At 67.0% G+C, this 25,529-nt stretch carries 29 protein-coding genes; 19 read left to right on the top strand and 10 right to left on the bottom strand.

Going from position 1 to position 25,529, the window contains the following annotated elements; all coding sequences use genetic code 11:
• Positions 1-12: 12 nt before the first annotated feature.
• Entirely contained in the window at positions 13-303 is a 291-nt protein-coding gene (locus MXA07_RS17395; protein WP_247729856.1) for an antitoxin VapB family protein, read from the top strand.
• Positions 293-700, top strand: coding sequence for a type II toxin-antitoxin system VapC family toxin (locus tag MXA07_RS17400; protein ID WP_247729857.1), 408 nt, complete (start codon positions 293-295; stop codon positions 698-700). Before MXA07_RS17395 ends, MXA07_RS17400 begins: the two co-directional genes overlap by 11 nt.
• A 15-nt stretch (positions 701-715) precedes the next feature.
• Here MXA07_RS17400 and xacF read toward each other — a convergent pair whose 3' ends face one another.
• Positions 716-2,167 carry a 2,5-dioxovalerate dehydrogenase gene (gene xacF, locus MXA07_RS17405; protein WP_247729858.1) on the bottom strand — a complete coding sequence of 484 codons (1,452 nt, stop codon included), beginning with the start codon at positions 2,165-2,167 and terminating at the stop codon, positions 716-718.
• 104 nt (positions 2,168-2,271) lie between these two features.
• Here xacF and MXA07_RS17410 point away from each other — a divergent pair, with 104 nt between their 5' ends.
• The gene (locus MXA07_RS17410; protein ID WP_247729859.1) at positions 2,272-3,144 is read left to right on the top strand and encodes a fumarylacetoacetate hydrolase family protein; all 873 of its coding nucleotides are present in this window, start codon (positions 2,272-2,274) and stop codon (positions 3,142-3,144) included.
• Positions 3,145-3,598: 454 nt separating this feature from the next.
• Here MXA07_RS17410 and MXA07_RS17415 read toward each other — a convergent pair whose 3' ends face one another.
• On the bottom strand, positions 3,599-4,795 hold the full coding sequence (locus tag MXA07_RS17415) for an enolase C-terminal domain-like protein (protein ID WP_247729860.1): 1,197 nt from the start codon (positions 4,793-4,795) through the stop codon (positions 3,599-3,601).
• Positions 4,796-4,838: 43 nt separating this feature from the next.
• Complete coding sequence (locus MXA07_RS17420) at positions 4,839-5,813, bottom strand: TIGR03557 family F420-dependent LLM class oxidoreductase (protein ID WP_247729861.1); 975 nt, start codon at positions 5,811-5,813, stop codon at positions 4,839-4,841.
• 356 nt (positions 5,814-6,169) lie between these two features.
• Between MXA07_RS17420 and MXA07_RS17425 the strand changes: the two genes are divergently transcribed.
• Positions 6,170-7,444: a DUF418 domain-containing protein gene (locus tag MXA07_RS17425; RefSeq protein WP_247729862.1), complete on the top strand. Its 1,275-nt coding sequence runs from the start codon at positions 6,170-6,172 to the stop codon at positions 7,442-7,444.
• Between the two features lie 134 nt (positions 7,445-7,578).
• Positions 7,579-8,157, top strand: coding sequence for an NUDIX domain-containing protein (locus MXA07_RS17430; RefSeq protein WP_247729863.1), 579 nt, complete (start codon positions 7,579-7,581; stop codon positions 8,155-8,157).
• A gap of 100 nt (positions 8,158-8,257) precedes the next feature.
• Here MXA07_RS17430 and MXA07_RS17435 read toward each other — a convergent pair whose 3' ends face one another.
• Positions 8,258-8,569, bottom strand: coding sequence for a thiamine-binding protein (locus MXA07_RS17435; protein ID WP_247729864.1), 312 nt, complete (start codon positions 8,567-8,569; stop codon positions 8,258-8,260).
• 599 nt (positions 8,570-9,168) lie between these two features.
• Here MXA07_RS17435 and MXA07_RS17440 point away from each other — a divergent pair.
• From MXA07_RS17440 to MXA07_RS17455, 4 genes are all read left to right on the top strand, one after another.
• Positions 9,169-9,447 carry a type II toxin-antitoxin system HicB family antitoxin gene (locus tag MXA07_RS17440; protein ID WP_247729865.1) on the top strand — a complete coding sequence of 93 codons (279 nt, stop codon included), beginning with the start codon at positions 9,169-9,171 and terminating at the stop codon, positions 9,445-9,447.
• Entirely contained in the window at positions 9,444-9,893 is a 450-nt protein-coding gene (locus tag MXA07_RS17445) for a type II toxin-antitoxin system VapC family toxin (protein WP_247729866.1), read from the top strand. Before MXA07_RS17440 ends, MXA07_RS17445 begins: the two co-directional genes overlap by 4 nt.
• An 87-nt stretch (positions 9,894-9,980) precedes the next feature.
• Positions 9,981-10,823 (top strand): DUF6997 domain-containing protein, encoded by an 843-nt coding sequence (locus MXA07_RS17450; protein WP_247729867.1) that lies wholly within the window; start codon positions 9,981-9,983, stop codon positions 10,821-10,823.
• Between the two features lie 157 nt (positions 10,824-10,980).
• Positions 10,981-11,319 carry a DsrE family protein gene (locus tag MXA07_RS17455; protein WP_247729868.1) on the top strand — a complete coding sequence of 113 codons (339 nt, stop codon included), beginning with the start codon at positions 10,981-10,983 and terminating at the stop codon, positions 11,317-11,319.
• A gap of 1,203 nt (positions 11,320-12,522) precedes the next feature.
• On the opposite strand, the gene MXA07_RS18220 is transcribed toward MXA07_RS17455, so the two are convergent.
• Positions 12,523-12,648: a hypothetical protein gene (locus MXA07_RS18220; RefSeq protein ID WP_282102530.1), complete on the bottom strand. Its 126-nt coding sequence runs from the start codon at positions 12,646-12,648 to the stop codon at positions 12,523-12,525.
• A gap of 314 nt (positions 12,649-12,962) precedes the next feature.
• Here MXA07_RS18220 and MXA07_RS17465 point away from each other — a divergent pair, with 314 nt between their 5' ends.
• The 3 genes from MXA07_RS17465 to MXA07_RS17475 all read left to right on the top strand — a co-directional run bounded on the left by MXA07_RS17465 (position 12,963) and on the right by MXA07_RS17475 (position 15,586).
• Positions 12,963-13,265: a ribbon-helix-helix domain-containing protein gene (locus MXA07_RS17465; RefSeq protein WP_247729870.1), complete on the top strand. Its 303-nt coding sequence runs from the start codon at positions 12,963-12,965 to the stop codon at positions 13,263-13,265.
• The gene (locus MXA07_RS17470; RefSeq protein ID WP_247729871.1) at positions 13,265-13,765 is read left to right on the top strand and encodes a PIN domain-containing protein; all 501 of its coding nucleotides are present in this window, start codon (positions 13,265-13,267) and stop codon (positions 13,763-13,765) included. Before MXA07_RS17465 ends, MXA07_RS17470 begins: the two co-directional genes overlap by 1 nt.
• A 267-nt stretch (positions 13,766-14,032) precedes the next feature.
• Entirely contained in the window at positions 14,033-15,586 is a 1,554-nt protein-coding gene (locus MXA07_RS17475; protein WP_247729872.1) for a molybdopterin-dependent oxidoreductase, read from the top strand.
• 125 nt (positions 15,587-15,711) lie between these two features.
• On the opposite strand, the gene MXA07_RS17480 is transcribed toward MXA07_RS17475, so the two are convergent.
• Together MXA07_RS17480 and MXA07_RS17485 are read right to left on the bottom strand one after the other, a co-directional pair.
• Positions 15,712-17,010, bottom strand: coding sequence for a S1C family serine protease (locus MXA07_RS17480; protein WP_247729873.1), 1,299 nt, complete (start codon positions 17,008-17,010; stop codon positions 15,712-15,714).
• Positions 17,011-17,180: 170 nt separating this feature from the next.
• Positions 17,181-19,010, bottom strand: a complete 1,830-nt coding sequence (locus MXA07_RS17485) for a gamma-glutamyltransferase family protein (protein ID WP_247729874.1) — start codon at positions 19,008-19,010, stop codon at positions 17,181-17,183.
• 218 nt (positions 19,011-19,228) lie between these two features.
• Between MXA07_RS17485 and MXA07_RS17490 the strand changes: the two genes are divergently transcribed.
• Entirely contained in the window at positions 19,229-19,831 is a 603-nt protein-coding gene (locus MXA07_RS17490; protein ID WP_247729875.1) for a GNAT family N-acetyltransferase, read from the top strand.
• 45 nt (positions 19,832-19,876) lie between these two features.
• Here MXA07_RS17490 and MXA07_RS17495 read toward each other — a convergent pair whose 3' ends face one another.
• The gene (locus MXA07_RS17495; RefSeq protein WP_247729876.1) at positions 19,877-20,122 is read right to left on the bottom strand and encodes a hypothetical protein; all 246 of its coding nucleotides are present in this window, start codon (positions 20,120-20,122) and stop codon (positions 19,877-19,879) included.
• A gap of 170 nt (positions 20,123-20,292) precedes the next feature.
• Here MXA07_RS17495 and MXA07_RS17500 point away from each other — a divergent pair, with 170 nt between their 5' ends.
• The 3 genes from MXA07_RS17500 to MXA07_RS17510 all read left to right on the top strand — a co-directional run bounded on the left by MXA07_RS17500 (position 20,293) and on the right by MXA07_RS17510 (position 22,250).
• Positions 20,293-20,532 (top strand): DUF7127 family protein, encoded by a 240-nt coding sequence (locus MXA07_RS17500; RefSeq protein ID WP_247729877.1) that lies wholly within the window; start codon positions 20,293-20,295, stop codon positions 20,530-20,532.
• 412 nt (positions 20,533-20,944) lie between these two features.
• Positions 20,945-21,244, top strand: coding sequence for a helix-turn-helix transcriptional regulator (locus MXA07_RS17505; RefSeq protein ID WP_247729878.1), 300 nt, complete (start codon positions 20,945-20,947; stop codon positions 21,242-21,244).
• A gap of 166 nt (positions 21,245-21,410) precedes the next feature.
• The gene (locus MXA07_RS17510; protein WP_247729879.1) at positions 21,411-22,250 is read left to right on the top strand and encodes a hypothetical protein; all 840 of its coding nucleotides are present in this window, start codon (positions 21,411-21,413) and stop codon (positions 22,248-22,250) included.
• A 155-nt stretch (positions 22,251-22,405) separates the two neighbouring features.
• Here the strand turns inward: MXA07_RS17510 and MXA07_RS17515 are convergent, their stop codons facing one another.
• Both MXA07_RS17515 and MXA07_RS17520 read right to left on the bottom strand, forming a co-directional pair.
• The gene (locus tag MXA07_RS17515; RefSeq protein ID WP_247729880.1) at positions 22,406-22,663 is read right to left on the bottom strand and encodes a hypothetical protein; all 258 of its coding nucleotides are present in this window, start codon (positions 22,661-22,663) and stop codon (positions 22,406-22,408) included.
• Positions 22,664-22,731: 68 nt separating this feature from the next.
• Complete coding sequence (locus tag MXA07_RS17520) at positions 22,732-23,007, bottom strand: hypothetical protein (RefSeq protein WP_247729881.1); 276 nt, start codon at positions 23,005-23,007, stop codon at positions 22,732-22,734.
• A gap of 186 nt (positions 23,008-23,193) precedes the next feature.
• Here MXA07_RS17520 and MXA07_RS17525 point away from each other — a divergent pair, with 186 nt between their 5' ends.
• The 3 genes from MXA07_RS17525 to MXA07_RS17535 are packed head-to-tail and all read left to right on the top strand — an operon-like array spanning position 23,194 to position 25,495.
• Positions 23,194-24,207 (top strand): thiamine pyrophosphate-dependent dehydrogenase E1 component subunit alpha, encoded by a 1,014-nt coding sequence (locus tag MXA07_RS17525; RefSeq protein ID WP_247729882.1) that lies wholly within the window; start codon positions 23,194-23,196, stop codon positions 24,205-24,207.
• Positions 24,207-25,241, top strand: a complete 1,035-nt coding sequence (locus MXA07_RS17530; protein WP_247729883.1) for an alpha-ketoacid dehydrogenase subunit beta — start codon at positions 24,207-24,209, stop codon at positions 25,239-25,241. The genes MXA07_RS17525 and MXA07_RS17530 overlap by 1 nt, the downstream gene beginning before the upstream one ends.
• A complete protein-coding gene (locus MXA07_RS17535; RefSeq protein ID WP_247729884.1) occupies positions 25,238-25,495 on the top strand; it encodes a lipoyl domain-containing protein in 258 nt (85 codons plus the stop codon). The genes MXA07_RS17530 and MXA07_RS17535 overlap by 4 nt, the downstream gene beginning before the upstream one ends.
• Positions 25,496-25,529: the final 34 nt, after the last annotated feature.

Raw genomic sequence — 25,529 nt, forward strand, 5'->3', positions numbered from 1 at the left:
CAAACACAACATATGGGGACGAAGACCATCGGGGTACAAGAGGACGTTTACGAGCGCTTACGGGCGCGAAAGCGCGAAGACGAGAGCTTCACCGACCTGCTCGATCGATTGATGGACGAATCCCGCACTGACTGGCGCGACACGTTCGGCCGCCTCCCGGACGAGGACGCAGCCGACCTCGAAGCAGCGGTGCAAACCGCCAGGGAGCAATCCAGCGGTGGATACGCCGACCGACAACGGAGGGCCATCGAGGCGTTTGCAGACGTTGGGACGGACTCGACCGAGGGATCGGATGACACGTAAGCTCCTGGATACGACCTTCCTGATCCATCACTGGGGCGGTCACGACGACGTCGCGACGTACCTCGAGTCCCAGCCCGCAGACGCGACGTTCTTCACGACGACCCTGAATCTCAAAGAGATCGCCGTCGGCCGACGTCTCGTCGATCAGTTCGACGCCGCGGAGATCCGACGGCAGTTCGAGTGGATCCGGACCGTCCCGGTCACGGAGTCGGTCGCGTGGGAGACGGCAGCGCTCGAAGCACCGCTCTATGCCGACGAAACGATCCAGCGCGATCGGATTAACTCGCTCTCTATCGACGCACTCGTCGCCGGCGCGGCGGCCGAGTTAGGCGCGACGGTGGTTTCGAAAAACGTTACGGACTTCGAAACCCTCGACGTTCCCGTCGAATCGTACTGAGGTCCGTCGGCCGGGCTAGTAATTCACGTAGGCGGTCTTGCTGATCGTGAAGAAGTCCAGCCCGGCCTCGCCCTGTTCGCGGAACGTCTCGCTCGAGGAGGCCTTCAGCCCGCCGAAGGGGACGTGGAGTTCGACGCCGGTCGTCCGCTCGTTGACCTTCACGACGCCGGCCTCGATCTCGTCGACGAAGCGGTTGGCCTCCGTGAGGTCGTCGGTGACGATCCCGGCCGAGAGGCCGTACCGGACGTCGTTCGCGATCTCCAGGGCCTCGTCGAAGCCGCTCGTCGGAATGGCGGCGACGACCGGCCCGAAGATCTCCTCCTGGGCGATCCGCATCTCGGAGTCGACGTCGGAGAAGACGGTCGGCTCGACGAAGTGGCCGTCCGCGAACCGATCGCCCTCCGGCACGCCGCCGCCCGTTTCGAGCGTCGCGCCCTCGCGCGTGCCGGCGTCGACGTAATCGAGCGTCCCGTCGCGTTCGGACTCGCTGACCTGCGGCCCCATCCGGTAGCCGTCGAGGCCCGGTCCGATCTCGATCGATTCGGCCCGTTCGACCAGCCGATCGACGAACTCGTCGTACCGGGACTCGTGGACGATCGCGCGCGACGTGGCCGTACAGGCCTGGCCCGTGACGCCGAAGGCGCCGCCGGCGACGACGTCGACGGCCGTCTCGAGGTCGGCGTGCTCGCTCACGACGACGGGGTTCTTCCCGCCCATCTCGAGCTGGATCCGCTTGCCGTCGGGCGCCGCCGCCTCGCGGAGGCTCTCGCCGACCATCGTGCTCCCGGTGAACGAGACGGCGTCGACGTCCGAGTGCGTGGCGAGCGCGTCGCCCACTTCGCTCCCGGGACCCGTGACGTAGTTGAGCGCACCGTCGGGCAGGCCCGCCTCGTCCAGTTCCTCGACGATCGCGGCGGAGACGGCCGGCGCGAGCGTCGCGGGCTTGAAGACGGCGGTCGCGCCCGCGGCCAGCGCCGGCGCGATCTTCCAGGCCGGGATCGCGATCGGGTAGTTCCACGGCGTGATCAGCGCCGCCACGCCGATGGGTTCCTCGACCGTGTAGAGTCGGCGATCGGGCGAACTCGACCCGCTGACGGTGCCGCCGATGTCCCGGGCCTTCCCGGCGTAGTAGCCGAAGATGTCGATCGCTCGCTGGACCTCGCCCGCGGCCTCGGGTTCGGCCTTGCCCTCCTCGCGGACGAGCGTCTCCGTCAGTTCCTCGCGCCGGTCGCGGAGCGCTCGCGCGGTCCGTTCGAGGATTCGCCCGCGCTTCGGCCCTGGCGTGTCCGCCCACTCGTCGGCCGCAGTCGCCGCGGCCTCGACCGCCCGGTCCGCGTCGGCCGCGCTCGATTGCTGGAATCGCCCGACGACCTCGTCCGGCGCCGCCGGATTCGCGGTCTCGAACGTTTCACCGGTCTCCGAGTCGACCCACTCGCCGTCGACGTAGTTCTGGAACGTGGTTGGCATCGTGTCACAACGACACCGCCGACGATTACACGCCTTTCGGTCGTCCGCGCGAGCGGTGAGGCCGCCGAAAGGCTTTGGTCGTCCGGCCGAAATCGGCCCACGAGATGCGATACTACCGGAGCGAGTGGGGGACGAGCGCTCGTCACCTGCTCGCCGTCGACGGCGACACGGCGTACGACCTGACGTCGGCGAACGCATCGATGCGGGGATTCTCCGACCTCGCCCGCGCGAGTGAGCTGACGGGGGTGCCGGTCGACGACATCGCGCGCCGGCACCGCGGCGACGCACCGACCGTCGACCGGGCCGCGATCGAGGGGACGGAACTGGTCCCCGTCGAGGCCGCGGAGGTGTGGGCCGCCGGCGTCACCTACGCGATCAGCGAACAGGCGCGCGAGGCCGAGAGCGACATGCCGCAGGTCTACCTGGACGTCTACGAGGCCGACCGGCCCGAACTCTTCTTCAAGTCGACCGCTCGACGGACCGTCGGCCCCGGCGAGCCGATCGGCATCCGGGAAGACTCGGACTGGAACGTGCCCGAGCCGGAGCTCGGGGTCGTGCTCCACCGCGGCGAGATCGTCGGCTACACGATCGGGAACGACGTCAGCAGCCGCGAGATCGAGGGCGAGAACCCGCTCTACCTCCCGCAGGCGAAGCTCTACGACCGCTCCTGTGCCATCGGCCCCTGCGTCGCCTCGACCGACCGGATCGACGACCCCCACGATCTCGACCTCTCGATGACGATCCGCCGCAGCGGTGCGGTCGTCTACGACGGGTCGACCGCGACGAGCGAGCTGGTCCGCACCTGCGAGGAACTCGTCTCGCACCTCCGGCGGCACAACACCCTGCCCGAGACGACCGTGCTGCTGACCGGCACCTCGCTGGTTCCGGACGACGACTTCACCCTGCAGGACGGCGACGTCGTCTCGATCTCGATCGAGGGGATCGGGACGCTCGAAAACCCCGTGAGTACGGTGTGAAACCTGGCGCGTGAATGGGTTCGGTGCTGGATCGCTGCTGTAGACGGTTCCACTATACGGTTAGCTGGGTCTCGAGATCACGGTCTGATTCACCGGCCGAACTGTCAACTAGCGCTACAGCCAACTGCAACGCAAATGGACACCCCGACCGAACGGATCCGGGTTACCGAAGCGGTTGTGCGAGAGATCGAGCGGCGGCGCCGCGACGGTGAGAGTGACAACGATGTCCTCGAACGCGTCCTTTCCGACGACCGAGACCTCCTATTCGGTGCGGGATTCTGGTCGAACGAAACCGCCGAACGCGTTCGCGAGGGGCGGCGAGCGGCGAAAGCGAAATCACAGGATCGACAGTGACGGACGGGTTACGTGGACACGAGCGTCCCGATATCGTATCGCGTCCGTCATCGCGATATCCGCTTGGGTCGATCCCGCCGTTCCGCACTCGGTCAGTTCCTCACTCGAAGACCGTCCGATCGATCGCGTTCGCGTCGATGTAGTCCCAGTCGTAGGAGACGCCGAGGCCGGGGCCGTCGGGGACCGGGACGGTGCCGTCGGCATCGATAGCGTCGAGCTGATCTGAATAGTCACCATCGTAGATCGGCGGCTGCGTATTTGGACAGTCGGGGTGGACCAGCGCGATCTCGTAGTAGTTCGCGTTGCGCGTCGCCGCGATGCAGTGACGGTGAGCGGGTCCGGGCGCGTGAACCTCGACGTCGAGGCCGAATCCCTCGGCGATCCGGGCGCGCTTCATCGCGCCGGTGATCCCGCCGTCGTACTCGGGGTCCGCGCGGGCGAAGTCCGTCGCCCCGCTCGCGAGGAAGTCCGCGTACGGTTCGAGCCCCCGGACGTGCTCGGTCAGGAGGAGCGGCGTCTCGAGCGCTTCGCGCAATTTGTTGTGGGCGTGCTGGGAGATGCCGCCGTCCCGATAGGGATCCTCGTACCAGACGTACTCCTGTTCGTCGCAGGCGCGGCCGACGCGGAGCGCGTCGGCGTAGGTCTCGTACTCGCAGGCCGGATCGTGCATGAGGTCCATCTCGTCGCCCACACGCTCGCCGACGGCGCGGACGGTCTCGACCTCGCGGTCGATATCCCGCCGCGCGTCGCTGCCGCCCCAGCCATGGATCTTGAAGCCGCCGTAGCCCAGTTCCAGGCACGCTTCGGCGAAGTCGGCGTAGGCCTCGGGCGAGTCGAGGCCGCCCGCGTCGTCGGCGTGGTAGGTCGAGGCGTAGGCGGGCAGGCGCTCGCGGTAGGTGCCGAGCAGTTCGTGAATCGGCGCGTCGTAGCGCTTGCCCGCCAGATCCCACAGCGCGATGTCGAGCGGTCCGATCCCCATCCGGTCGTACTTGCGCAGGCCGCGTTTGAGCTCGCTCCAGTGGCGTTCGCGTTCGAGCGGGTTCTTCCCGACGAGGTAGGACGCGCACGTTTCGACCTGGTCCGGCGCGGTCGAGGTGACGAGGACGTACTCGCCGGCGACGCCCGCGTCGGTCTCGACCCGGATCGCGAGCGTCGAACTCTCCAGCGTCGAACCCGGCTCGTAGACCAGGTTGAAGCCGTTGTCGTCCGTGCCGACGTCCGCGAGCGGGTACCCGAACTCGGTCAGTTCGATCCGAGTGATTTCCGGGGCCGTCTCCGCTCTCGTTTCCGGGGCCATACCGCCACTGGTGAGCGAGTCGGCAAAAGGATTCGCCGCGTTCTCAGACCCGCCCGATGACCTCGGACTCCATCGCCTCGACGAACGTCTCCTGATCGGGACTCGACGAGAGGAGTTCGACCTCGTCGAAGCCCGCCTCGGCGAGCGAGGCGAGTTTCTCGCGGATCTCGGCGGGGTCGTCGGTGACGAAGAACTCGTCGGTCATCTCCGAGAGGGCGATCTCGCGCCCGGCCTCCTCGATCTCTCGCGGATCGTAGACGTCGTCGTCGAAGCCGATCGCGGGCGGCCCGCGCCAGAATCCGGTGCTCTCCAGCGCCCGGTCGTAGTCGGGGTGGTATGAGACGAGGAGCTGGCGGACGCGGGTGATCTCGTCCGGGTCGCGGTCGGCCTCGGCGGCGCCCGCCTCGAGGGCGGGTTCGAGCACGCGCTCGTAGAAGTCGGCGTCGCGAAGCGTCAGGAAGCCGTCGGCGTACCGGCCGGCCACGCGGGTCGTCTTCGGGCCGTTCCCGGCGACGTAGAGGGGGACGCGCTCCGCGGGAAGGGTGTAGAGGTTCATCGTGTCGACGCGCCAGTGATGGCCGTCGTACGTTGTGAAGCCGCCGTCCCAGAGCCGCGAGATGATCTCGCAGGCGTCGATCAATCGCTCGCGCCGTTCGGGGTAGGCCGGCCAGTCGTAGCCCAGCGGCACCTCGTTCATCGCCTCGCCGGTCCCGATCGCCAGGTGGACGCGGCCGGGGTACATCGCCCCCAGCGTCGCGAAGTTCTGCGCGATCAGTGCCGGATGGAGTCGGGCGATCGGCGGCGTGACTCCCGTCCCGATCCGGATCGAGTCCGTGCGCTCGAGGGCCGCCCCCATCCACGGCCAGGCGGCCCCGCAGTGGGCGTCCGTGTGCCACCACGGGTGGACGTGATCGCTCGTCCAGACCGTATCGAAGCCGGCGGCGGCCGCGCGCTCGACGTGATCGAGCAGCGTCGCGGGGCCGTACTGCTCGTGAGCGGCGAAATATCCGACGTCCATGACGGGAGTGTCCGCGATCTGGGTCATAAACGTTCGGGAAGGGTTCGCACGCCGAGGCACGATGGCCCTCGAGGAGCGAACGACATCGAGGATCGTTGGCCGACCCGGGATGGGACCCAACGGATCGGTCAACCGCCAATCCGGCCCGACCCGACGGCGGATCCTGCCCGCCCGACCCGACCGCAGGTCCAGCCCCTTTTTGTAGTGGCCCCGCTACGTGAGCGATAGACGATGCCTCCTCGCGGATCGACGGACCGTCGCGAACGAGCGCTCGATGCCGCCCGAATCGGCGGCGGTTACCGTCCGACCGGCGGTGAGCGTCCGACCGGCGGTGACAGACCGAATTCAGGGTCACGATGAGTGCAGACGCCTCGACAGCTGGGGAAAGTGGCGAACCCGAGACCGGCGCTACCGCCGCCGAAGCCGACGCGAGCGGTCCGACGCCGCCCTCGGAGCGGATCGTCGGGCTCGACGCGCTGCGGGGATTCGCCCTGCTCGGCATCCTGGTGATCAACATCCGAGTGTTCTCGATGCCGGAGTCGGTGCTGGCGAACCCGAACGTCTACGGCGACTTCGGCGGGGCGAACTACTGGGTCTGGTTCGTCGGCCACGTCTTCGTCCAGGGGACGTTCATCTCCCTGTTTACGATCCTCTTCGGCGGCGGCGTCGTCCTCTTTACGGGGCGAGAGGAGCGGGGCGGCCAGTCCACGCTCGACCTGCACTACTGGCGGACCGGCTGGTTGCTCGTCTTCGGGCTACTGCACGCCTACCTGGTGTGGTACGGCGACATCCTCGTCGCGTACGCCCTCTGTGGCTTCGTCGTCGTGCTGTTCCGGGACCTCCCCGCCCGCGTGCTCGCGATCGTGGGGGTCCTCGTCCTCGCGATCCCCTCCGTCACGGAGACGATGGCGGCGCTGACCGCCGACCCGTCCGTCGTCGCGGCCACGTGGGACCCGGCGCAGTCGGCGATCGAGGCCCAGATCGCGGCCTACCAGGGCGGCTGGGTCGACCAGCTCTCCCACCGGGTGCCCTCCGCCTTCGGCCGCCAGACGAGCGGCTTTCTGGCCTACACCGGCTGGCGCGTCGGCGGGCTCATGCTCGTCGGCATGGCGCTGTACAAGTGGGGCGCGCTGACGAACGACCGCTCGCCGGGCTGGTACGCCCGATTGGGCCTGGCGGGCGGCGTCACCGGCCTCGCGACGATACTGGCCGGCGTCTGGTACATCGAGTCGCTCGACTGGGGGATCGAGGGGGCGCTCTTCTTCCGGCAGTTCAACTACTGGGGCTCGATCGCGCTCGCCGGGGCGTACATCGGCCTGGTGATGCTGTTCAGCGGGTGGCGACCGGACGGCGTCGTCACCCGATCGCTCGCCGCGGTCGGTCGGATGGCCTTCACGAACTACATCCTCCAGTCGGTGATCGCGACGACGATCTTCTACGGCCACGGCCTCGGCCTGTTCGGCCGGGTCTCGCGCGTCGAAGCGTTCGGCGTCGTGCTGGCCATCTGGGCGATCCAGATCCCGCTGTCGGTGCTCTGGCTCCGATTCTTCCGCTACGGCCCGCTCGAGTGGCTCTGGCGGACGCTGACCTACCGCGAACGACAGCCGCTGTGGGCCGAGCGGCGCGGATAGGTCGCGACCGGGAGCGCGACGAGCTCGATCGAGCGCCCCGGCCGGCCCGACCATCGGCCACTCCCGTCGCCCATTTTATCACGATCGTTTCGACGGTAGTCTTACCAGTCGCGAATCCGTGTCCCGCGGTACCGATGAACCAGCCACCGACGCACTGTCCGTACTGCGGGTCGTCGGTCGACCCCGCCGAGACGGACGAGCCACGGATCGTCGAGACGCCGATGGTCTACCGGTGCGAGTCGTGCGAGGACTACGTCTTCTACAACCCGACGCCGGGCGGGAGCGCGATCGTCCTCGACGGCGACGCGATCTGCCTGGTGGAAGACTTCAGGTCGCCGGACGAGTGGAAGCTGCCCTCCGGGCGGATGCTCCTCGGCGAATCGCCGCGCGAGGGGGTGGCCCGCGAACTCGAGGAAGAAACCGGCCTCTCGGTCGATCCCGCCGATCTCGTCTACGTCACCGACGAGGCGGGCGAACCCGTCCCCGAGCAGTACATGGTCGGCATCGACTACGCCGTCGCGCGATCGCAGACGACCGGCTCGCTCGCGGCGGGGTCGGACGCGACGGACGCTAAGTTCTTCACGCCGTCCGAGTTCGAGGCGTCGCCGCACGCCATCAAGCACACCCACGTCGATCGCTTCGGGACCGACAGCCTGCCGTGGTTGCTCGACGAAGCGCGGGCAGCACTCGAACGGGCGGGGGAACCGGTCTGACCGACCACAGGACGACGATAGCCATCCGGTCGGTCGGCACTCCGGTCGACGATCCTGACTTGCCCGCGGGCCGGCGACGGATGCAGGCCCTGGCGGGCTGTCAGGCCGGTCGCTTCGGTTCCCGACCCAGCACGCTCGCGACGGACTCGACGCGGCTCTCCGCGTCCTGGTCGGCGGAGCGGTACTCGTCGATCTCCAGCGACGTGATGATTCGGTCGCCATCGACCGCGTGGTGGGCCGCTTTGACCGCGTCGAACACCTCGTCGATGTCCTCGGCCTCGACGACCGTATCGGTCGCCGTCAGTTCGTACGACACGTCGTACTCGTCGAGCGCGTCGACGGCCTGTGCGATGTCCTCCGAGAGGCTCCCGTCGTGGACGGGGATGACTTCGAATCTGGCGATGGCTGTCATGGGTATCACACTCGGTGCGGCGGGTGTGGACGACCGAGAGCCGTCCACTCGCGCCGCTCCGTACGACGAGCATCGCTAAAGTACCCGGGTGGTCTCGACGCGACCCGTCGCTCAGTCGGCCCGCGTGGATAGAATCGGGGCAGTGCGGCGCGCTCGGCCCTCGGGGAGAGCGCGACAACGAACGCGAGGGGCCAGCCAGTGACCGCGATTCCCCAGAGTGTGCCCGTTGAGCCCGCCTGTCCGGAAACGAGAGCGAGAGCAGTCCGTAGTAGGCGATCGGGCGGGAACGGACCTCGCGCACGGAGGGCCTTCGAGAGCGGATGCAAGCCGTGATCGACGAGCACGACCGCACAGTCGGTCTGAAGGTCGTACGACAGGAAGCGAGCGGCGGCGATTCCCTCGAGTCGATCGTCGACGATGGCCGATCGGAACGGGTCTAGTCGTATTCACTTGCGCCGATTCTTCTGAACACGGCTCGCGTAATCCATCCTGTCGAGCGTGACTGCGGGCCGGCGGAAGTTTATATGTGATCACGCCCAACAATCGTTCAGGAACGCCCTTTCGACCACAGAGCGACAAATCCGTTCCAACCCAGGCCAATGAGTACAGACACACGTGATACGCCCGAGACGACGGCCATACACCTCAGCTACGAGGACGGGCGGTGGGTGGCGACCGACGAGGCGACCGACGTGAGTGCCCGGGGAGAGACCAGAATAGGGGCACTCACCGCTCTCGACGCGAAACTGGCCGGTGACTCCAACACCGCGCCAACCGAAGATCCGTTGTTTACCGCACCATCGTTCTCGAGCGGCGTCACCGACACAGCCGCGGACATCGACGGCGCACTCGATCGAACGATCGATCCGGACCGATGACCGACTCGATCGGTGCCTTTCACCCACTGTTCGTGGATACCGGCCCGCTTTACGCCAGGTTCGATTCTGACGACGACCACCACGAACGAACAGTCTCCATCCTCTCGGACATACGCGACGGGACCCTTCGGCACCGCCCGTTGTACACCAGCCGATACGTCCTCGGCGAGTTGACGCGGTTGCTGTTGTACAATATCGGCCACACCGCTGCGTCAACGGCGCTTTCGACGATTCGAAACAGCGATCTGTTCGTCGTCCTGTCGGACGATCAGCACTCCTTTCAGCGGGCGTGTGAGACCTTCGATCGCTACGACGATCAGGCCATCTCGCTGGTCGATCACCTCTCGGCTGCACTGGCGGAGACCCACGATATCGACCACGTGTTCTCGTTCGACTGTGACTTCGACACGCTGGGATACGTCCGCGTACCGGACGATCACCCCTGATTGCCCCCTGTCGTGCACGAGTGCCACGGCGTCACGGTACCAATCGGCCAGTGGCTTCAGGGTCCTAACCCGAAAACAGGCGTCTGAATGGTGTTCGAACCGGCGCTGTCGGAGCTTCGCGAGTCCGATGGGGCCGTCTTCGGCCCGACGTCCTTTCGCGGGTACGTCGATCGCCACGGGATCGAGGCGAGTCCGCGGACGCCGCGGTACATCTCCGTGGACTCGCTGGGCGACCTGGACCCGGCGTTGCACGAGGCGGGCGCGATGGTGCTCCGGATGGGGTCGGTGCCCGACGGCCGCGGGACGGGATTCGTCCTCGTCGAGGCGGCCGATGGTGTCGAGGACTACTTCCTGCGGGACGAGGCGCTCTTCGGCGACAGGACCGCGGAGTCGATCGGATCGCTGGAATCGGATCGGCTGTTGAGCTTCGAGCTGCTCCCTTCGATGTCGGAATCCTCGCTGGTGAACCTCGGCCTGGCGTCCGGAGTGTTGTCGGCGGCGCTGGACCTCGATCGAACCGGCGCGCTCGCGCCGCCGGCGACGGGCCAGTCGACGTTCTCGTTCGACGTCAGGCCGCGCGGGGACCTGCCGGAGACGGTCCGGCACCGCTCGGGCCAGGTCGAGATCGACACGCTGTTCGCCGAACACCGGGACGGCGAGCTGGCGCTGTTCGTCATCGAAGCGAAGACGGGTGAGCGCGCGTCGCTCGCGAAGCACAAACTGGTGTACCCGTTGCTGGCCATCGCGGAGTCGGTACCTGCGGAGATCGAACTGGTCCCGGTGTACCTCCGGTGTCGGCGCGAGGACGGTCGAGTCCGGTTTTCGATCGCGGAATGCGCGTTTCCGGATCCCAGAGACCGGGTCGGTGGGGTCGAAAAGTTGTGCAGTCGGCGGGAGCGAGTGGTGGAACTGGAAATGGAGGGTGAGTGACTGGGCTCGGGAGCACTGGTGCTTAATTGCTGCAGAAATGCCGATCCGGAACCGTCCGAAACCTGGCTCCAGAGCTATGCATACTGCTGGAACGGTGTCCAATTCCCGTTTTTGCAAGCAGCAACTCTTCAGTCACGCTACGGTTGTGGAGTGGTGTATGCAATCCGTCGTTCATCTCCTCTCGGGAGACGAAACCGAACAGGAAACGGCCCTCGCGATCGCCAGAAACCTCCTGGACGACGAGACCGGCCGTATCGACGATGTCGCGGTCGTCGTGCAGGCCGGGGGAATATCGGCGGCGAAACGCGGCGCGGAGACCGAGGAACAGATACAGGGGTTGGTAGACGACGGCGTCTCGTTCAAGGCCTGTAGCAATACGCTAGCGATGAAGGACATGGACGAATCGGATCTCGTCGCGGGAATCGAAACCGTCCCAGAGGGTGCCGTCGAAGTGACGCGGTTGCAATCCGAAGGCTACGCGTACATGCGTCCATAGCGTAGTCACTCCGGTGTGGTCCTGGCTTGCTGTGGATCCAGCCCGACCCTACCAGGTCGATCTGGCTGATACAACCAATGATGCAGCTGGTTTCGGATATAGCATCAGAAACGCCACCGCCTCACTTCGTCAAACTCCTATCCGAGCACCGTCTGCCGGCATAACGACGATACCAGGGCGTTGCTCCATGACTCAACTGTGTGATCGCCCGCTGCCCGAACTGTCACCGGCGAGTTCACGAGGGCGAAGACGGCGGTACGTTCAATCGAAAACTGATGAAACAGGTCCCAAATCGCGATATTTAAGCGGTTATCTCAGGTGTGCACTCCCTTTCCACCGATCCGTGAACTCCAACATCCCCATACTGGCTGCACAGTCCGGACAGCAGCGCCGAACCACCGGCTGGTACTGACTCGAAAGCACATCCGGCGGTTCGACGGTAATCTCGAAGAGTTTCGAGGATACCACATCACGATCACACCGATAGCACTCGCAATCGCGTGTCGTGTCGCCGACCCCGCCGCCGGCTCGCTCGACGGATTTCATCCGAGTCGCCTCCGATCCGGTCGGACAGACCAACTGGTACACTTCGATCCCCAATCCCCGAAACCGAAAGTGGACGACGGATAGCGATTCGACTCTCTAGACCACGGGTGTGCGAGACCTTTTTGTCTCGGTGGTGTGTTGCGTAACATGGCGACTAAATCCTCGATGGGATTTGGAAGCCGCGTCTCGGGTGCCTCAAACACCCGGGGCATTTCTATCTCGGCGCATGCCCCCAGCGACCGGTGTGGAGACGCGAGCTTCCGAATTGGTCTACGAACTAACAGGTATTATATCTACTGGATATTGGGAGTATTTTGGGTTCTTCGACGTTTTTGAGCTCTAATCTCTGTGAAATTCTCGGTAACCAGTTTGAACTACAGATTTCCTTCTCGATAACCGTCTGCACGTTGCTTACCAACGGTTGGTCTCTCGACGAGGGTGGCGATGAACCCTGTTTAGTGCCCTGATTTTGTCGGTTTGTAGCCCGCCTGGGTGAGCTCCAACAGCTGCGTCAGCACGTGTCCGGCGTGCTTTCTCGTGCACGTGCGATTGCTTCGCGGACTGTGGGCGGAATTGCGATACGGGTTTCGTCACCGAGACTGACGGTCCCTACCCAAAATTCCGCCGGTTCCGGAATACTAGCTGTAAAATGAGCAATCAATTCTGGAGCGTCTCTTTCACATCCTCCAACGATGTGAAGTTGAACTCGAGTGTTTCCTCTATGGCCTGGTCGATGGGCTCCGGCTCCTCGTCTTCTCCATTCCGGTCTTCCACGTCAATCATATTTCACGGGAGGGATCCGATCAATTAGTGTTTTGGGTCAGTATGCCCGGTGGTGTTCAGATAAGCGAATGTGGCCGGCACGAAAGACTCCGGGCGGGAATAAAAGGGGCTGGTGTTCTCGGCGAACCCCGGCGACGCAAGAACCACAGGGAACGAACAAAGTGAGTGACCGAAGATCACAGCGAGCCGCGGGAGTCGAGAGTACCAGGGGCTTTTAAATCGGTGCCAGTAGTCTGATTACTCGAAGTATTATCTGAACAGTGCCCTCGACACCGAGGCAAACGTTTAACCGTCGTGTGTACAAATGTACATCTATGAGCTCGAGCAAACGCGTCCAGTTTCGGGCCCCCGAGCAACTCATCGAACAGGCCGACGTCCTCGCAACCGCCGAGGATCGGGACCGGACTGACGTCATCATCGACGCCCTCCGGACGTACCTCAGTGAATCGACCGAGAGCGACGACGTCAAACGAGACATCGCGAACGCGTACTACGACGGGGTGATCGAGTATCCACACGTGAAAGCGATCCTCGGTCCGAAAGAAGCGGAAAATCTCCGCCTCCTGAAAGACCAGCTCGACGATGACGCGCTCGCCGAGGAGATCGCGGATCTGTAATGGTGCTGGTCGCCGACACATCGGCGCTGGTTAGCCTCGCTATCGCGGACGAGGGGACGCCGCTACGGCTGCTGTTTCGAGAGTACGACGTCCGTATCCCACCCGCCGTCGAACGCGAACTGGAGGAAATCGCTGGCTACGACGATGCGCACGCGTCCGCAGCGACGAGAGCGCTCGATCAACTCGACGAAACACACGTTCAGGATCCCGACACCCATCCATCGTACCCGCTCGACGACGGCGAAACCGCAGCAATCGCACTGGCGAACGACACGACTGCGGCCGCGTTTTTGTGTGACGAGTACCACGAACTTTCCACCGTCCACGCGCTGCTTTCCGAGTCACGCCTGCTTACGTCGCCCAAACTGTTGGAGGTATTCACGCTCCGGGGTGTCCTCTCGACAGACGATGCAAACGATTGTCTCGCCGAAATGGCGGACCTCCGGAGCTGGCGCGGTAATCCGTACGTCGAGCAGTTTCGAGAGCGGTTCGGAACCTGACACCCTCACGCGGCTGAGGTCCTGGGCGCCTGCTGGTTGTTCACGAGCGACGAACCACTGTCAGGGCGCTGACCGCAGTTGCCGGGCTCGACGGGGGTTGATCCGAGCGTTCGGGCCGACCGTAGGCCACCGGCGTGTTCGACCACGGTGTCGGACGAACGGTGAGGCCGATCGCGGTCGCGGATCGACGAGGACTGCCGTCCGGGTCGCCAACGAAACCTACTAGTACAGCCACATGCTAGGGAGTGACTACCACATTCCTCGGGCATGGCACACACAGGAACGACTCCCCGGCAGCCGGATCGCCCCGACCGCTGGCGACGGGCGACGATCGGTTTTCTCGTCGGCGCGGCGTGGCTCGTCGGGCTGGCGACCGTCGCGCCGCTGATCGGCGAGTTCGCCGTCGTCGCGCTCGCACAGGCGGTCATTCGGCACGCGCCCGGATGGGTCGCGACGACGGCCATCGACGCCCTCGGCTTCGCCGCGCAGCCGGTGCTCGTCGGGGGCGTCGCGGCCGCCATCCTCGCCGCCACGACGCTCGCTGGAGTTACCTGGCCGCGAGTCGAGTCAGTGATCGATCGGTCGCCGCTCGCTCTCGCCAACCACCGGACGACCCTCAGCCTCGCCGGGTGTACCCTCGCGACGGGACTCCTCTTCATCGCCGCCGGGGCGCCCGTCGCGCTCCGCTCGTTCGCGGCGCTCGTCCTGGCCGTCGCCGCGCCGTTCGTCGCCGCGAGGATCTTGACCGACGCACCCGGGCCGGGGAACCGGCGGGGCTTCCTCCGGCGGGCCGGCGGCGTCGCCGCGGTCGGACTCCTGTCTGCGGGCGCCCTTCGCGCAGTGTTCGATCGGCTCGTTTCGGACGCGACGGCCGAGCGGGCGGGCGAGGCGCTCCCCAGTTCCGTCGACCCGCCGACCGGCGACGCAGCCTACGACTTCGACGGGATGCCGAGCGCGGTCACCCACCCCACCGAACACTACGTCGTCGACAAAAACCTCTCCGACCCGGTCGTCGACGTCGACTCGTGGACGCTCGATATCGACGGCGCGGTCGAGGAACCCTACTCGCTCTCCTACGACGACCTGCTGACCCACGAGGGTCGCGTCGAACAGACGACGACGATGTGTTGCATCTCGAACCCGGTTGGCGGCGACCTCGTCGGGACCAGCCACTGGGTCGGCGTCCCGCTCTCCGAGCTGGTCGCGGCCGCGGCGCCGCGGGGCGACGCAGTCGACGTGGTCACCCACGCGGTCGACGGCTACAGCGAGGCCATCCCGTACGACCTGGTCGAACGCGAGGACGTCCTGATCGCCTACGGGATGGGAGATCGGACGCTCACGGTCGAGCACGGGTTCCCCGCCCGGCTGCTCGTCCCCGGTCGGTACGGCATGAAGATGACCAAGTGGGTCACCCGGATCGAACTCGCGGCGGCGGATCACGACGCGTACTGGGAGAAACGCGGCTGGAGCGAACGGGCGGTCGTCAACACCGCCTCGTACGTTCGCGGGGCGGAACGACGGGGCACGCGCGTCGTGATCGGCGGCGTCGCCTTCGGCGGCCTCGAGACCGGCGTCGAGGAGATCGCGACCGTCGAGGTCAGCGTCACCGGCGGCGACCGGTGGCACGAGGCCGAACTCGAAGCCCCGATCGCACCGCACGCGTGGCGTCGCTGGCGCTACGCGTTCGACGCGCCGGATCGGTCGACGTTCGACATCGTCGTCCGCGCGATCACCCGGGACGGGACGGTCCAGACGTCACAGGAGCGGGATGCCACGCCGGACGGCTCGACCGGCTGGCACCGCCGGCAACTCGAGGTGTGACCGACCCGTCCGGTCGCTGAGTCGGGACCGCGACAGGTGATCACAGCGGTCACCGTCGTCGTCACACCGATCGTCCCTCGCACCGACGCGGCCGTCCCGACCCAGCGTGGTCATCGCAGCGATCGTTACGAGCCACCCATCGTCGGCTCCGGTCGCTCGTCGAGCGTCACCTCGACGGTCTGTTCCTCGCCGCCTCGAATCACGGTCAGCTCGACCGTGTCGCCGGGTTCGGTCTCCATCAGCAGGTACGAGAGCAGCTCCTCCCGCGAACTCACGTTCTGGCCATCGACGGCGACGATGACGTCGCCGCCGGTGGGGATCGGCCGCTGATCGATCGTCGTCGCGTCCTGGGCGCCCTGGAGGACGCCGCTGGCGGGCCCGTCCTCGACCACGTCGACGACGTAGACGCCCTCGGTCACCTCGAGGTCGTTCGCCGCGACGATCGGTTGCGAGAGCGTGATCGGTCGAATCCCGATGTAGGGAGCGTTCCACTCGCCGGTCTCGATCAGCTCGGGGACGATTCGCTCGACCATCGCGCCCGAGATGGCGAAACCGATGTTCTCGCCGCCGCCGGCGCGATTGACGCCGAGGACGTCGCCGCTCTCGCAGTCGACGAGGGGCCCGCCGCTGTTGCCGGGGTTGATCGGCGCGTCGGTCTGGATCGCGTTGGGAAGCTGGCCCGCTCGAGTCGGCATCGTCCGATCCACCCCGCTGACGATGCCCGAAGTGATCGTACTCTGGAGGCCGTACGGGCTCCCGATCGCCGCGACGGGCTGGCCGGGCTGGGGCGTCTCGGTCTGGACGGGAAGCGCCTCGGTCCCCTCTGGCGTAGCCTCGACGCTGACGACCGCGAGGTCGGCGAAGACGGAGGTGCCGACGACCGTCGCCGGGTGGAGGTCGCCGTCGTCGAATCGGACGCCGATGGTCCCGCTCGTTTCGCTCTCGGCATCGTCGCCTCCGTCGGCGCCATCATCCGATTCGTTCTCGGATTCGCCCGGCGCGTCGCCGGTTTCAGCCGATCCGTCACCGGCCCCGCCGGCGTCGCTCCCGGGAACGCCGGGTCCGTCACCGGGTCCACCCGGCCCGCCCCGCTGCCGGCTCGGGTCGACGACGTGCTCGTTGGTCACGACGTAGGTCGTCCCGTTCTCCACGGCGTAGACGAAGCCCGAGCCGAGGCCGCCCGCCGTCTGTATCTGGGCGATCGAGGCGATCGTCTCCTCGTAGAGCGAGACGTACCCGCACCCGCCACCGGTCTGGAGGGCCGTCGGGGACTCCCCGACCGATGCGGGGGTCGCCGATGCGGCCGCCGCGGTCGGCCCGGAAGCGGCCGACCCACTCGCTGTCACCGTCGCAGCGGCCATCGGGATCGCGGTGATCGTCGCGACGAGTACGAGCCAGAATCCGATCGATCGAAGTCGATGCATATCCAATCGTAGGTGCAATATTCCGGATATAACCGGAGCCTGCAAACCTAGAGACCAGTGGTTCGTCGCCGAACGATTCGCCGCCTTCTCGCCGGGTCGCCGCCGGATCCCCGGAACGGGAACCGGCCGTTCCCACGATTGCGTTCGCTCTGCGATGGTCGGTCTCCCAGTCAGTCACCGCGCTCCTCGAGTTCGGTCACGACCCCCGATGCGGTCTCGGTTCGCGGTTCCGCGCCGACCTGCATGGAGTCCTTACCGACGACGAGCATGTTCGCCGTGCCGAACAACCCGCCCGTCGTGACGTCGTGGCCCCGGTCCTCGAGGCCGTCGACCAGGTCGTCCGGGAACGCAGCTTCGACGTGCAACTCGTTGTCGGCCTCGTAGGGGTACTGCGTCGACGGGAAGGCCGAACTCACGAAGCGGGGGTGGGCGATCGCCGCCTGAGCGGATCGACCGAAGTCGACCACGTGGACGAACTGCTGGGTCTGGCCCTGCGGCTGGGTGTCGACGCCGGTGTTGCCGCCGCAGATCCAGACCTCGCCGTCGCGCGTCGCGAGGTATGGATTCGAGGTGTGACGGACCTTCTTGCCGGGGGCGAGCCGATTGGGGTCGCCCGCCTCGAGCGCGACCATCCGCATGCGATTGTTGAGGTGGATGCCGGTCTCGCCGACGACGAGAAACTGCGCCCCCAGGCTGGTCGTGACCGCCGCCGCGTTGCCCGCCGCGTCGCGAACGTGGAAGGTGCTCGTGTGGCCGGCGCCGCCGGCTCCCCGCTGTTCGACTGCGGGATGGACTCCCGGGTCGTCAGCAGCCTCGGGTCCACCGACTCGCGCGCCGCGACTCGCGTCCAGTTCGCTCGCGATCGGCCACGTCATCGCCGCGTCAAGTTCGATCCGCTCGCGCTGCCTGGCGGCGTGCTCGTCCGAGAGGAGGGCGTCGACGGGGACGTCCACTCGCTCCGGGTCGCCGACGTGGTAGTGGCGGTCGGCGAAGGCGAGTTTGATCGCCTCGACCTGGACGTGGAGGGCATCGACGGGGTCCATCGCCCGCAGGTCGAACCCCTTCAGCGTGTTCAGCGCTAGCAACTGCGTGATCCCCTGGCTGTTGGGCGGGTTCTGGTAGACCCGGACGTCCCCGGTGTAGTCGATCGAGATGGGGTCGACCAGCTCGGCCGCGAAGTCGGCGAAGTCCCCGCGGGTGAGGTAGCCGTCGCGTTCGTCCGAGAACTCGACGATGGCCTCGGCGACGGGGCCGCGGTAGAAGTGATCGCGGGCGGCCCGGAACGCCGCGCTGTGATCGCCCGACGCGTCCAGTTCCGCGACGTAGGCGTCCGCGAGCGATTCGAACGTCGCCGCCATCTCGCGCTGGAAGACCGTCTCCCCCTCGCGGACGAGGCGGCCGTCTCGCTCGTAGATCGCCGCCGTCGCCGGCCGCGATTCGATCTCGTCGGCCCCGCGGTCGAGCCAGTCCGCCATCGCCGCGCTGGCCGGATATCCCTCGCGGGCGAGGCGGATCGCCGGATCGAGGACCGCCGGAAGGTCGAGCGCGCCGAACGCGTCCAGCCACACCATCCAGCCGTCCCAGGCGCCGGGGACGATGGCCTGGTGGACGCCGGGCTCGCCCGCCCGATCTTCGAAGTCGGCGACCGACGCCTCCGATCCCACCGGTCCCACGCCGTCGAGGCTGGTCACGTCGCCCGATTCCGCGTCGTAGTACAGCGCCCAGGTTCCCCCGCCGAGCGCGGAGGAGAACCACGGCTCGACCACGCTGAGGGCGCCGGCCACGGCGACGGCGGCGTCGGCCGCCGTTCCGCCCGCCTCGAGCACCTCGAGTCCCGCCTCGGTGGCGAGTCGATGCTGGGAGACGACGGCGACCTCGTTCGTCGACGCGTCCCGCCCGGTTGCGGCGACCGCCCGTCGATCGCCCCGCACGACCGCGCCGAGGCCGACCCCGGCAGCGCCCGCCCGGAGCACCGCCCGCCGGCCCGTATTCCTGCCCATGGCGAGTCCACCATCCCTGCGGTGTAATATCGCGGGGGACGTTTCGGTTTCCCAATCCGTCGTTACGGCGGCTACTCCGCGCGAACCACCGGTCGGGACCGCCGGCCGTCGTTCTGACTTCGACGGTCGAGCCGCGCCGACCGTTCCAGGTTCGCCGACGGACGACGGCAGACACCAACCGTCGGTTTCATGGAGATAGTCGACAGGATTGGACTACCATGTACCCCGAAACCATCGAGACGGAGCGCCTCCGGCTCGAGCGCTTCTGTCACGAAACGGTCGATACCCTCGAGCTGTACGAGGGGTTCGCGGAGGGCCACGAGCCGGACGTCGAGGCGGTCTTCGAGTACGTCCCGCAGACGCCCTACCGGACCCCGAAGGACGCCGCGGAGATGATCGAGGACGCCGAACGCCGTTGGGAGGAGGCCGATGGCGCGGAGTACGTCGTCCGCCCGAAGGAAGGTGAGGACGGCTCCGGCGAGCTCGCCGGGCTGACCACGCTCTCGACCGAGTGGGACCGACGCACCGGTCGACTCGGGCTCATCCTCCGGAAGCCCTTCTGGGGGCGGGGCTACTCGGGCGAGCGAGCGGCCGCGTTGATGGACGTGGCGTTCGACCGCCTCGACCTCGAACTGGTCACCGCCGGCCACAACGACGGCAACGAGCGCTCGAAACGAGCGATCGAGCGCTACGTCGACGCCCACGGCGGCCAGTACGACGGCGTCCTTCGGAACTGGGTTCCCATGGACGACGAGGTGGCCGACCTCCACCGCTACACGGTGACGCGCGAGCAGCGGGCGGCGGCGACCGAATCCGGGTGACGGCACGTTAGTTGCGTCGCCGGCACCTCGCCTCCGGTGACAGGTTCACTCGTCGACCGACCGCCGCCGGGTCGCCGCCCCGTAGACGTTGACCGCGAGGACGACGAAGATCACCCACCCGACGAAGGTGTAGACGACTCCCGTCCCCTGCAGCCGGTAGGTTTCGCCGACGGAACCCCCGTGGGCCATCCCCTCGAGGAGGCTCGCGACGCCCGCGGCGACGAACAGGGTGGCGGCGGTTCCGCCCGCCGCGTACAGCGCGATCGTTCTCGCGACGTCGGTTCCGTTCATACCCGGGTTCGACGGTTCATCCGTGAAAGTCCTTCGACTCGAACGGTTCGGACCGCATCGAGCGAGCGATGCCCTGGCCGGGATCGGGGCTGTGTTCGGCCGATATCGAACGACCGGGTCCTGTCCATTGCCGGCGTCGGCGTTATCCGTGCCGAGGCCGAATGAATTGTATGAACGTTCCACAACCACTCAGAGACCCAGCGCGTCGCGACATCGCCGTTCGAACGGTCGACGACGACGACCGAAGCGCCATCATCGTCGATTTCGGCCCGGACGCCGGCGAGGGTGCCGTCGACGTCGTCGGAGACACGGTACTCGTCGTCACCGAGGATGGCCAGTTCGAGTTCGATCTCCCGCCCGAAGCGTCGTCGGTGACCGAACGCAACGGCGTCGTGACCATCTCGACGTGAGCACACCGTCGCGTCGGCACCGGTCATTGTAGAGACCGCACGTCGCACGTCCGACCGTGCTGACGAACCCGATCCTGATTCAGCCGCGATGCGCGACTCCGAACCGATCACGCTCGTCTGAATACGACTTGCTACGGTAGTTCTGCGTTCCGACGGTTTCGGCGCCAGGCTGCGACCGGAGAGTACCAGTTCTCTGCCCCAATCCGGCGACGCCCGTCCGAGAGCCGGCAGCCCGAGAGACACCCTTCGGCACGAACGATCTGCACGCGCCAGCCACGACCAGGGTGCGGACGGACGCGTTCCGAGGAACGGCCCTGTCGACCCCCAGCTGCGACCCATCGGCCGAAACGACTGTCTTCTACTATTACGTCGATGCAATAAATTTATCTAATCCGGTCACGTTTGTCATCCCATGCACGACCTGACTGGATTCCAGCGCGACCTCCTCTTTATCACCGCCGGGCTGACCGAGCCTCACGGGCTGGCGATCAAAGACGAACTCGAAACGTACTACGAGTCGGAGGTCCAGCACGGCCACCTCTATCCGAACCTCGACACTCTCGTCGAGAAAGGCCTCCTGAAGAAGGGCTCGAAGGACAAGCGAACCAACGTCTACACCGTCACCAGCCGCGGTCATCGCGAGCTCGAATCCCGCCGCGAGTGGGAGGAATCCTTCCTCGGCGACGCGCTGGAGCTCGAAATCGAGTCCTGAGACTGCCGACCGTCGGCATCCCACTCTCCCCATCTCGCCCGGGCGAGACGCGGTCGCCCACCGGACCCGTTTTCATCCGATCCACCGACGCTCACCTCGCTCGGCGCGACCAGTTCGACCGATACAGTTGAGTCCCCCGCGCGAATTGGCACCAACCACGTAGGGTATGCACGACAGCAATCCGCCGCCCCCGCTCTCGACGCTCGGTGACGGTCAGTTCGACACCGGGCACCTGTGGCTGCTCGAGCAGGTCGACGGCCCGCGACTCCGGTTTCAGCTCGACGCGTCCGGTCTCGTTCGCGTCGGCGACGCCGAACGCGTCTACGACGATCCGACCGACGTCCCGCTCCCGCTTCGCCACGCCGTCCGCCACGTCCGCGAGCACCTCGATCGGGACGGCCTCCGAGCGGCCGTCGACGACGTCGACGCGGTGACCTTCGTCGGGGTGGCGACCGCTCGCCGCGCGATCGACTACGACTGGGAGCGCGTGGCGCCGTTCCTCGGCGTTGACGTCCGAACGGCCGACGGCTACCGCCCGCCGGACGCCGTCGCGGCGATCTTCGACCGGCTGGGTCTGGAGACGGTCCCCGTCGTCGAGCGCGAGCGTCGCGCCCGCGACTTCGACCCCGACGCGATCGACTTCCCGGCGTCGGACCTGTACGACGGCCCCGTCGCCGGGCTCTCCCTCCGGGACAAGCGCGGCGGACGAGCCGCCCTGTCGAACCCGGCCGTCGACGCGCCGGACCCGCCGACGGCGGTCGACGCTCCCGACCTGGCCGCGGCGTACGCCGCGGATTCGCGGTTCGAGCGACTGGCCCGGGCGCTCGAGTCCAGCGGCCGGTCGGTCGACTACGACGCGCTCGTCGAACGCACCGTCGAAGCGATCGCTCGTGAGATGGCCCCGCAGTTCGCCGACGTGTCGGACCCCGTCGATCCGGCCGCCCTCAGGCGGGCCGTCGGCGAACGCGCCCAGCAGTTCCTCGCCGATCGGGACCGGTGGGGCTGATCGGCGCGCCGGAATCCAGTACCGGTCCCGTCTTGCTACCGTTCCCCGCTCGCTATTCCGAGGAATTCACTCGCTAGCGCTCGTTCACTCCTCGCTACTCTCGGGTCACTCCTTCCCCGCTCGCTATTCCGAGGAATTCACTCGCTAGCGCTCGTTCACTCCTCGCTACTCAGATCGGCATCGACGCGAATCTCGGAGTCCGTGACCGTCGCGACGTTCTCGCTCGGAACCTCGATATCGTCCTCGTCCGAGCCGCCGCGGCCGAGGCTCTGGATCCACGCGTCGGTGAGGCTGGGTTCGGGATCGACGTAGGCCACCTGTTCGATCGGATCGACTTCCGTGACGATGCCGATCTGTTCGCCGCGGACGTCCATCAGGAACTTCCCTTCGTCTTCGGTCGAGAGTACCGTCATGCCTCTCGACCGTCGACGGCAAAAAATATCAATCTGTTGATTCTCTTGCCGGGTAGCCGTCCGGCTGCTCACCACCCCGTTTCGGTCGTATCGAGTCGGTCGGCTGGCTCGTCGTCCTCGCCGAGCTCCGTCGCCGGATCGATGTGGTGGACGGCGTCGGGCGAGAGCATCCGACCGCTCGGGAGTTCGACCCAGCCGGTTCCGAGCACGCGCGCCGGCCCCTCGTGGAGGACCGTCTCCCCGTCCAAATCGGCGTAGACGAGGGCCTCCTCGTACGTTCTGACGAGGGCGTTCGCCTCGTCGAGCTCCGGTAGTCCGAACGGTGGGTCCGTTGAAATGACCATGCTACACCAATTCGTTCGTCAGTAAAAAACGAACCGACGCCGGGCTCGGCCACCATCGGCCCCTGGTCGCCCAAGCGCCGGCCACCGACCCCGCGACGTGGTCGTTCGCCCAGCGCGTGTTAGCTATTTACCGGCCGGCGGTGGCCGTTCGACCGAACTATGGTAGCAGTTAGCACATTACAAGAGATGTACGAGAACATGGCGACCGCGCGTCGCTACGAGGAGCGCCTCCAGGAGGAGTACCTGGAGGGAAAACAACCGGCGTTCGACATCTCGGCCGGTCCGATCCCGGGCGAACTGCACCTCGCCGCCGGCCACGAGGCCTCGGGTGCGGGCGTCTGTCAGCACCTCCGAGACGACGATACGGTCACGGCGCCGCACCGACCCCACCACATCGCCATCGCGAAGGGCGTCGATCTGAAGCGGATGACCGCCGAGATCTTCGGCCGCGAGACCGGACTCGGGAAGGGAAAGGGCGGGCACATGCACCTCTTCGATCCCGACGTGAACTTCGCGTGCAGCGGGATCATCGCGGAGGGGTGTCCGCCGGCGGTCGGCGCCGGCCTCGCCGCGAAAAAGCGCAACGCGGACAGCGTCGGCGTCGCCTTCCTCGGCGAGGGCGCGATCGACCAGGGCGCGTTCCTCGAGTCGCTCAACATGGCGAGCGTCCACGAACTCCCCGTCGTGTTCGTGATCGAGGACAACGACTGGGCGATCAGCATGCCCAAAGAGCGAATCACCGACGTCCGTGACGGGTCCGAGCGCGCCGACGGGTTCGGCCTCCGGGGTGAGCGCGTGGACGCCGACGACGCCGTCGCCGTCTACGAGGCGGCCGGCGAGGCCGTCGGCCGCGCCCGCGACCGGAACGGCCCGACGCTGCTGGAGCTGCAGGTCCACCGGCGGATGGGCCACTTCATGGGCGATCCGGAGACCTACCGCTCCGAGGCGGACGCGACGGCCGCCCAGGAACGGGATTCGATCGAGCGGCTGGAAGCCGACCTCCGCGCCGAGGGCGTCGACGACGAGACGATCGAGGACCTGCGCTCGCGCGCCCACGACCGCGTCGAGGAGGCGATCGAGTGGGCGAAAGACCAGCCCGAGCCCGATCCGGCGGCCGCTCACGAGGACGTGTTCTCGAATCCGCCCTCGGGCGTGACCGACGCCGAGCCCGAGGTTGCGGGACGCGGAGGTGACGACTGATGGCCAAGCAGGATCAGCCCCAGCAGGCCGAGCGGACGCTGACGATGAGCCGGGCGATGGTCGAGGCGATCGCCTTCGAGATGCGCGAGGACGACGAGGTCTTCTACATGGGGGAGGACGTCGCCGACTACGAGGGCATCTTCGACAGCACGACCGGACTGCGCGAGGAGTTCGGCTCCGACCGGGTCATGGACGTGCCCATCAGCGAGACGGCCTACATCGGCGCCGCCGTCGGCGCCGCACAGGCGGGGATGCGCCCGATTGCCGAGCTGATGTTCGTCGACTTCTTCGGCGTCGGCATGGACCAGATCTACAACCAGATGGCCAAGAACACCTACATGAGCGGGGCGAACGTCTCCGTCCCGATGGTCCTGACGGCCGCCATCGGCGGGACCTACAACGACGCCGCCCAGCACTCCCAGACGCTGTACGGCACCTTCGCCCACCTCCCGGGGATGAAGGTCGTCGTCCCCTCGACGGCCTACGACGCCAAGGGGCTCATGCACAACGCGATCCGCGACGACGACCCCGTGGTCTACATGTTCCACAAGCGGCTGATGGGGATCGGCTGGATGCCCGCGCCGGACGGCCCGAAGACGGGCGTGCCGGAGGGCGACTACACCATCCCCTTCGGGACCGCCGACGTCAAGCGCGAGGGCGCGGACGTGACCGTCGTCACCCTCGGCCTGCACGTCCACCGCGCCCTCGAGGCCGCCGACTCGCTCGCCGACGACGGGATCGACGCCGAGGTCGTCGACCTCCGGACGCTCGTTCCGCTCGACGCCGAGACCGTCCGCGACTCCGTCGCCAAGACCGGCCGACTGGTGGTCGTCGACGAGGACTACCGGTCGTTCGGCGTCACCGGCGAGATCGTCGCCCGCGTCGCCGAGGCCGGCCTCGACGACCTGGAGGCCGTCGAACGGGTCGCCGTCCCCGACGTCCCGATCCCGTACGCTCGCCCGCTGGAAGACGAGGTCATCCCGGACGCCGCGGACGTCGAGGCGGCGATCCGCGCGGTCCACGAAGGCGAATGAGCGACGACACCGTCGCCGTCGACACGGCCGACTACTGGCCCGAGGACGCGGAGGAAGACGAAGGCGTCGTCGTCGACTGGTTCGTGAGCGAGGGCGAGAGCGTCGGCGAGGGCGACACCCTCTGTGCGCTCCAGGTCGAGAAGGTGAACGTCGACGTTCCGGCACCCGAGGCGGGCACGATCGACGAGATCGCCCTCGAGGAGGACGACGAGTTCGAACGCGGCGACGTGCTGGCCCGGATCCGCACCGAGTAACGGGTGCCGGATTCTCGACCGCCGCCGGCTCGAG

It is taken from the genome of Halovivax limisalsi, assembly GCF_023093535.1.
In the GTDB taxonomy this organism is placed as follows: domain Archaea; phylum Halobacteriota; class Halobacteria; order Halobacteriales; family Natrialbaceae; genus Halovivax; species Halovivax limisalsi.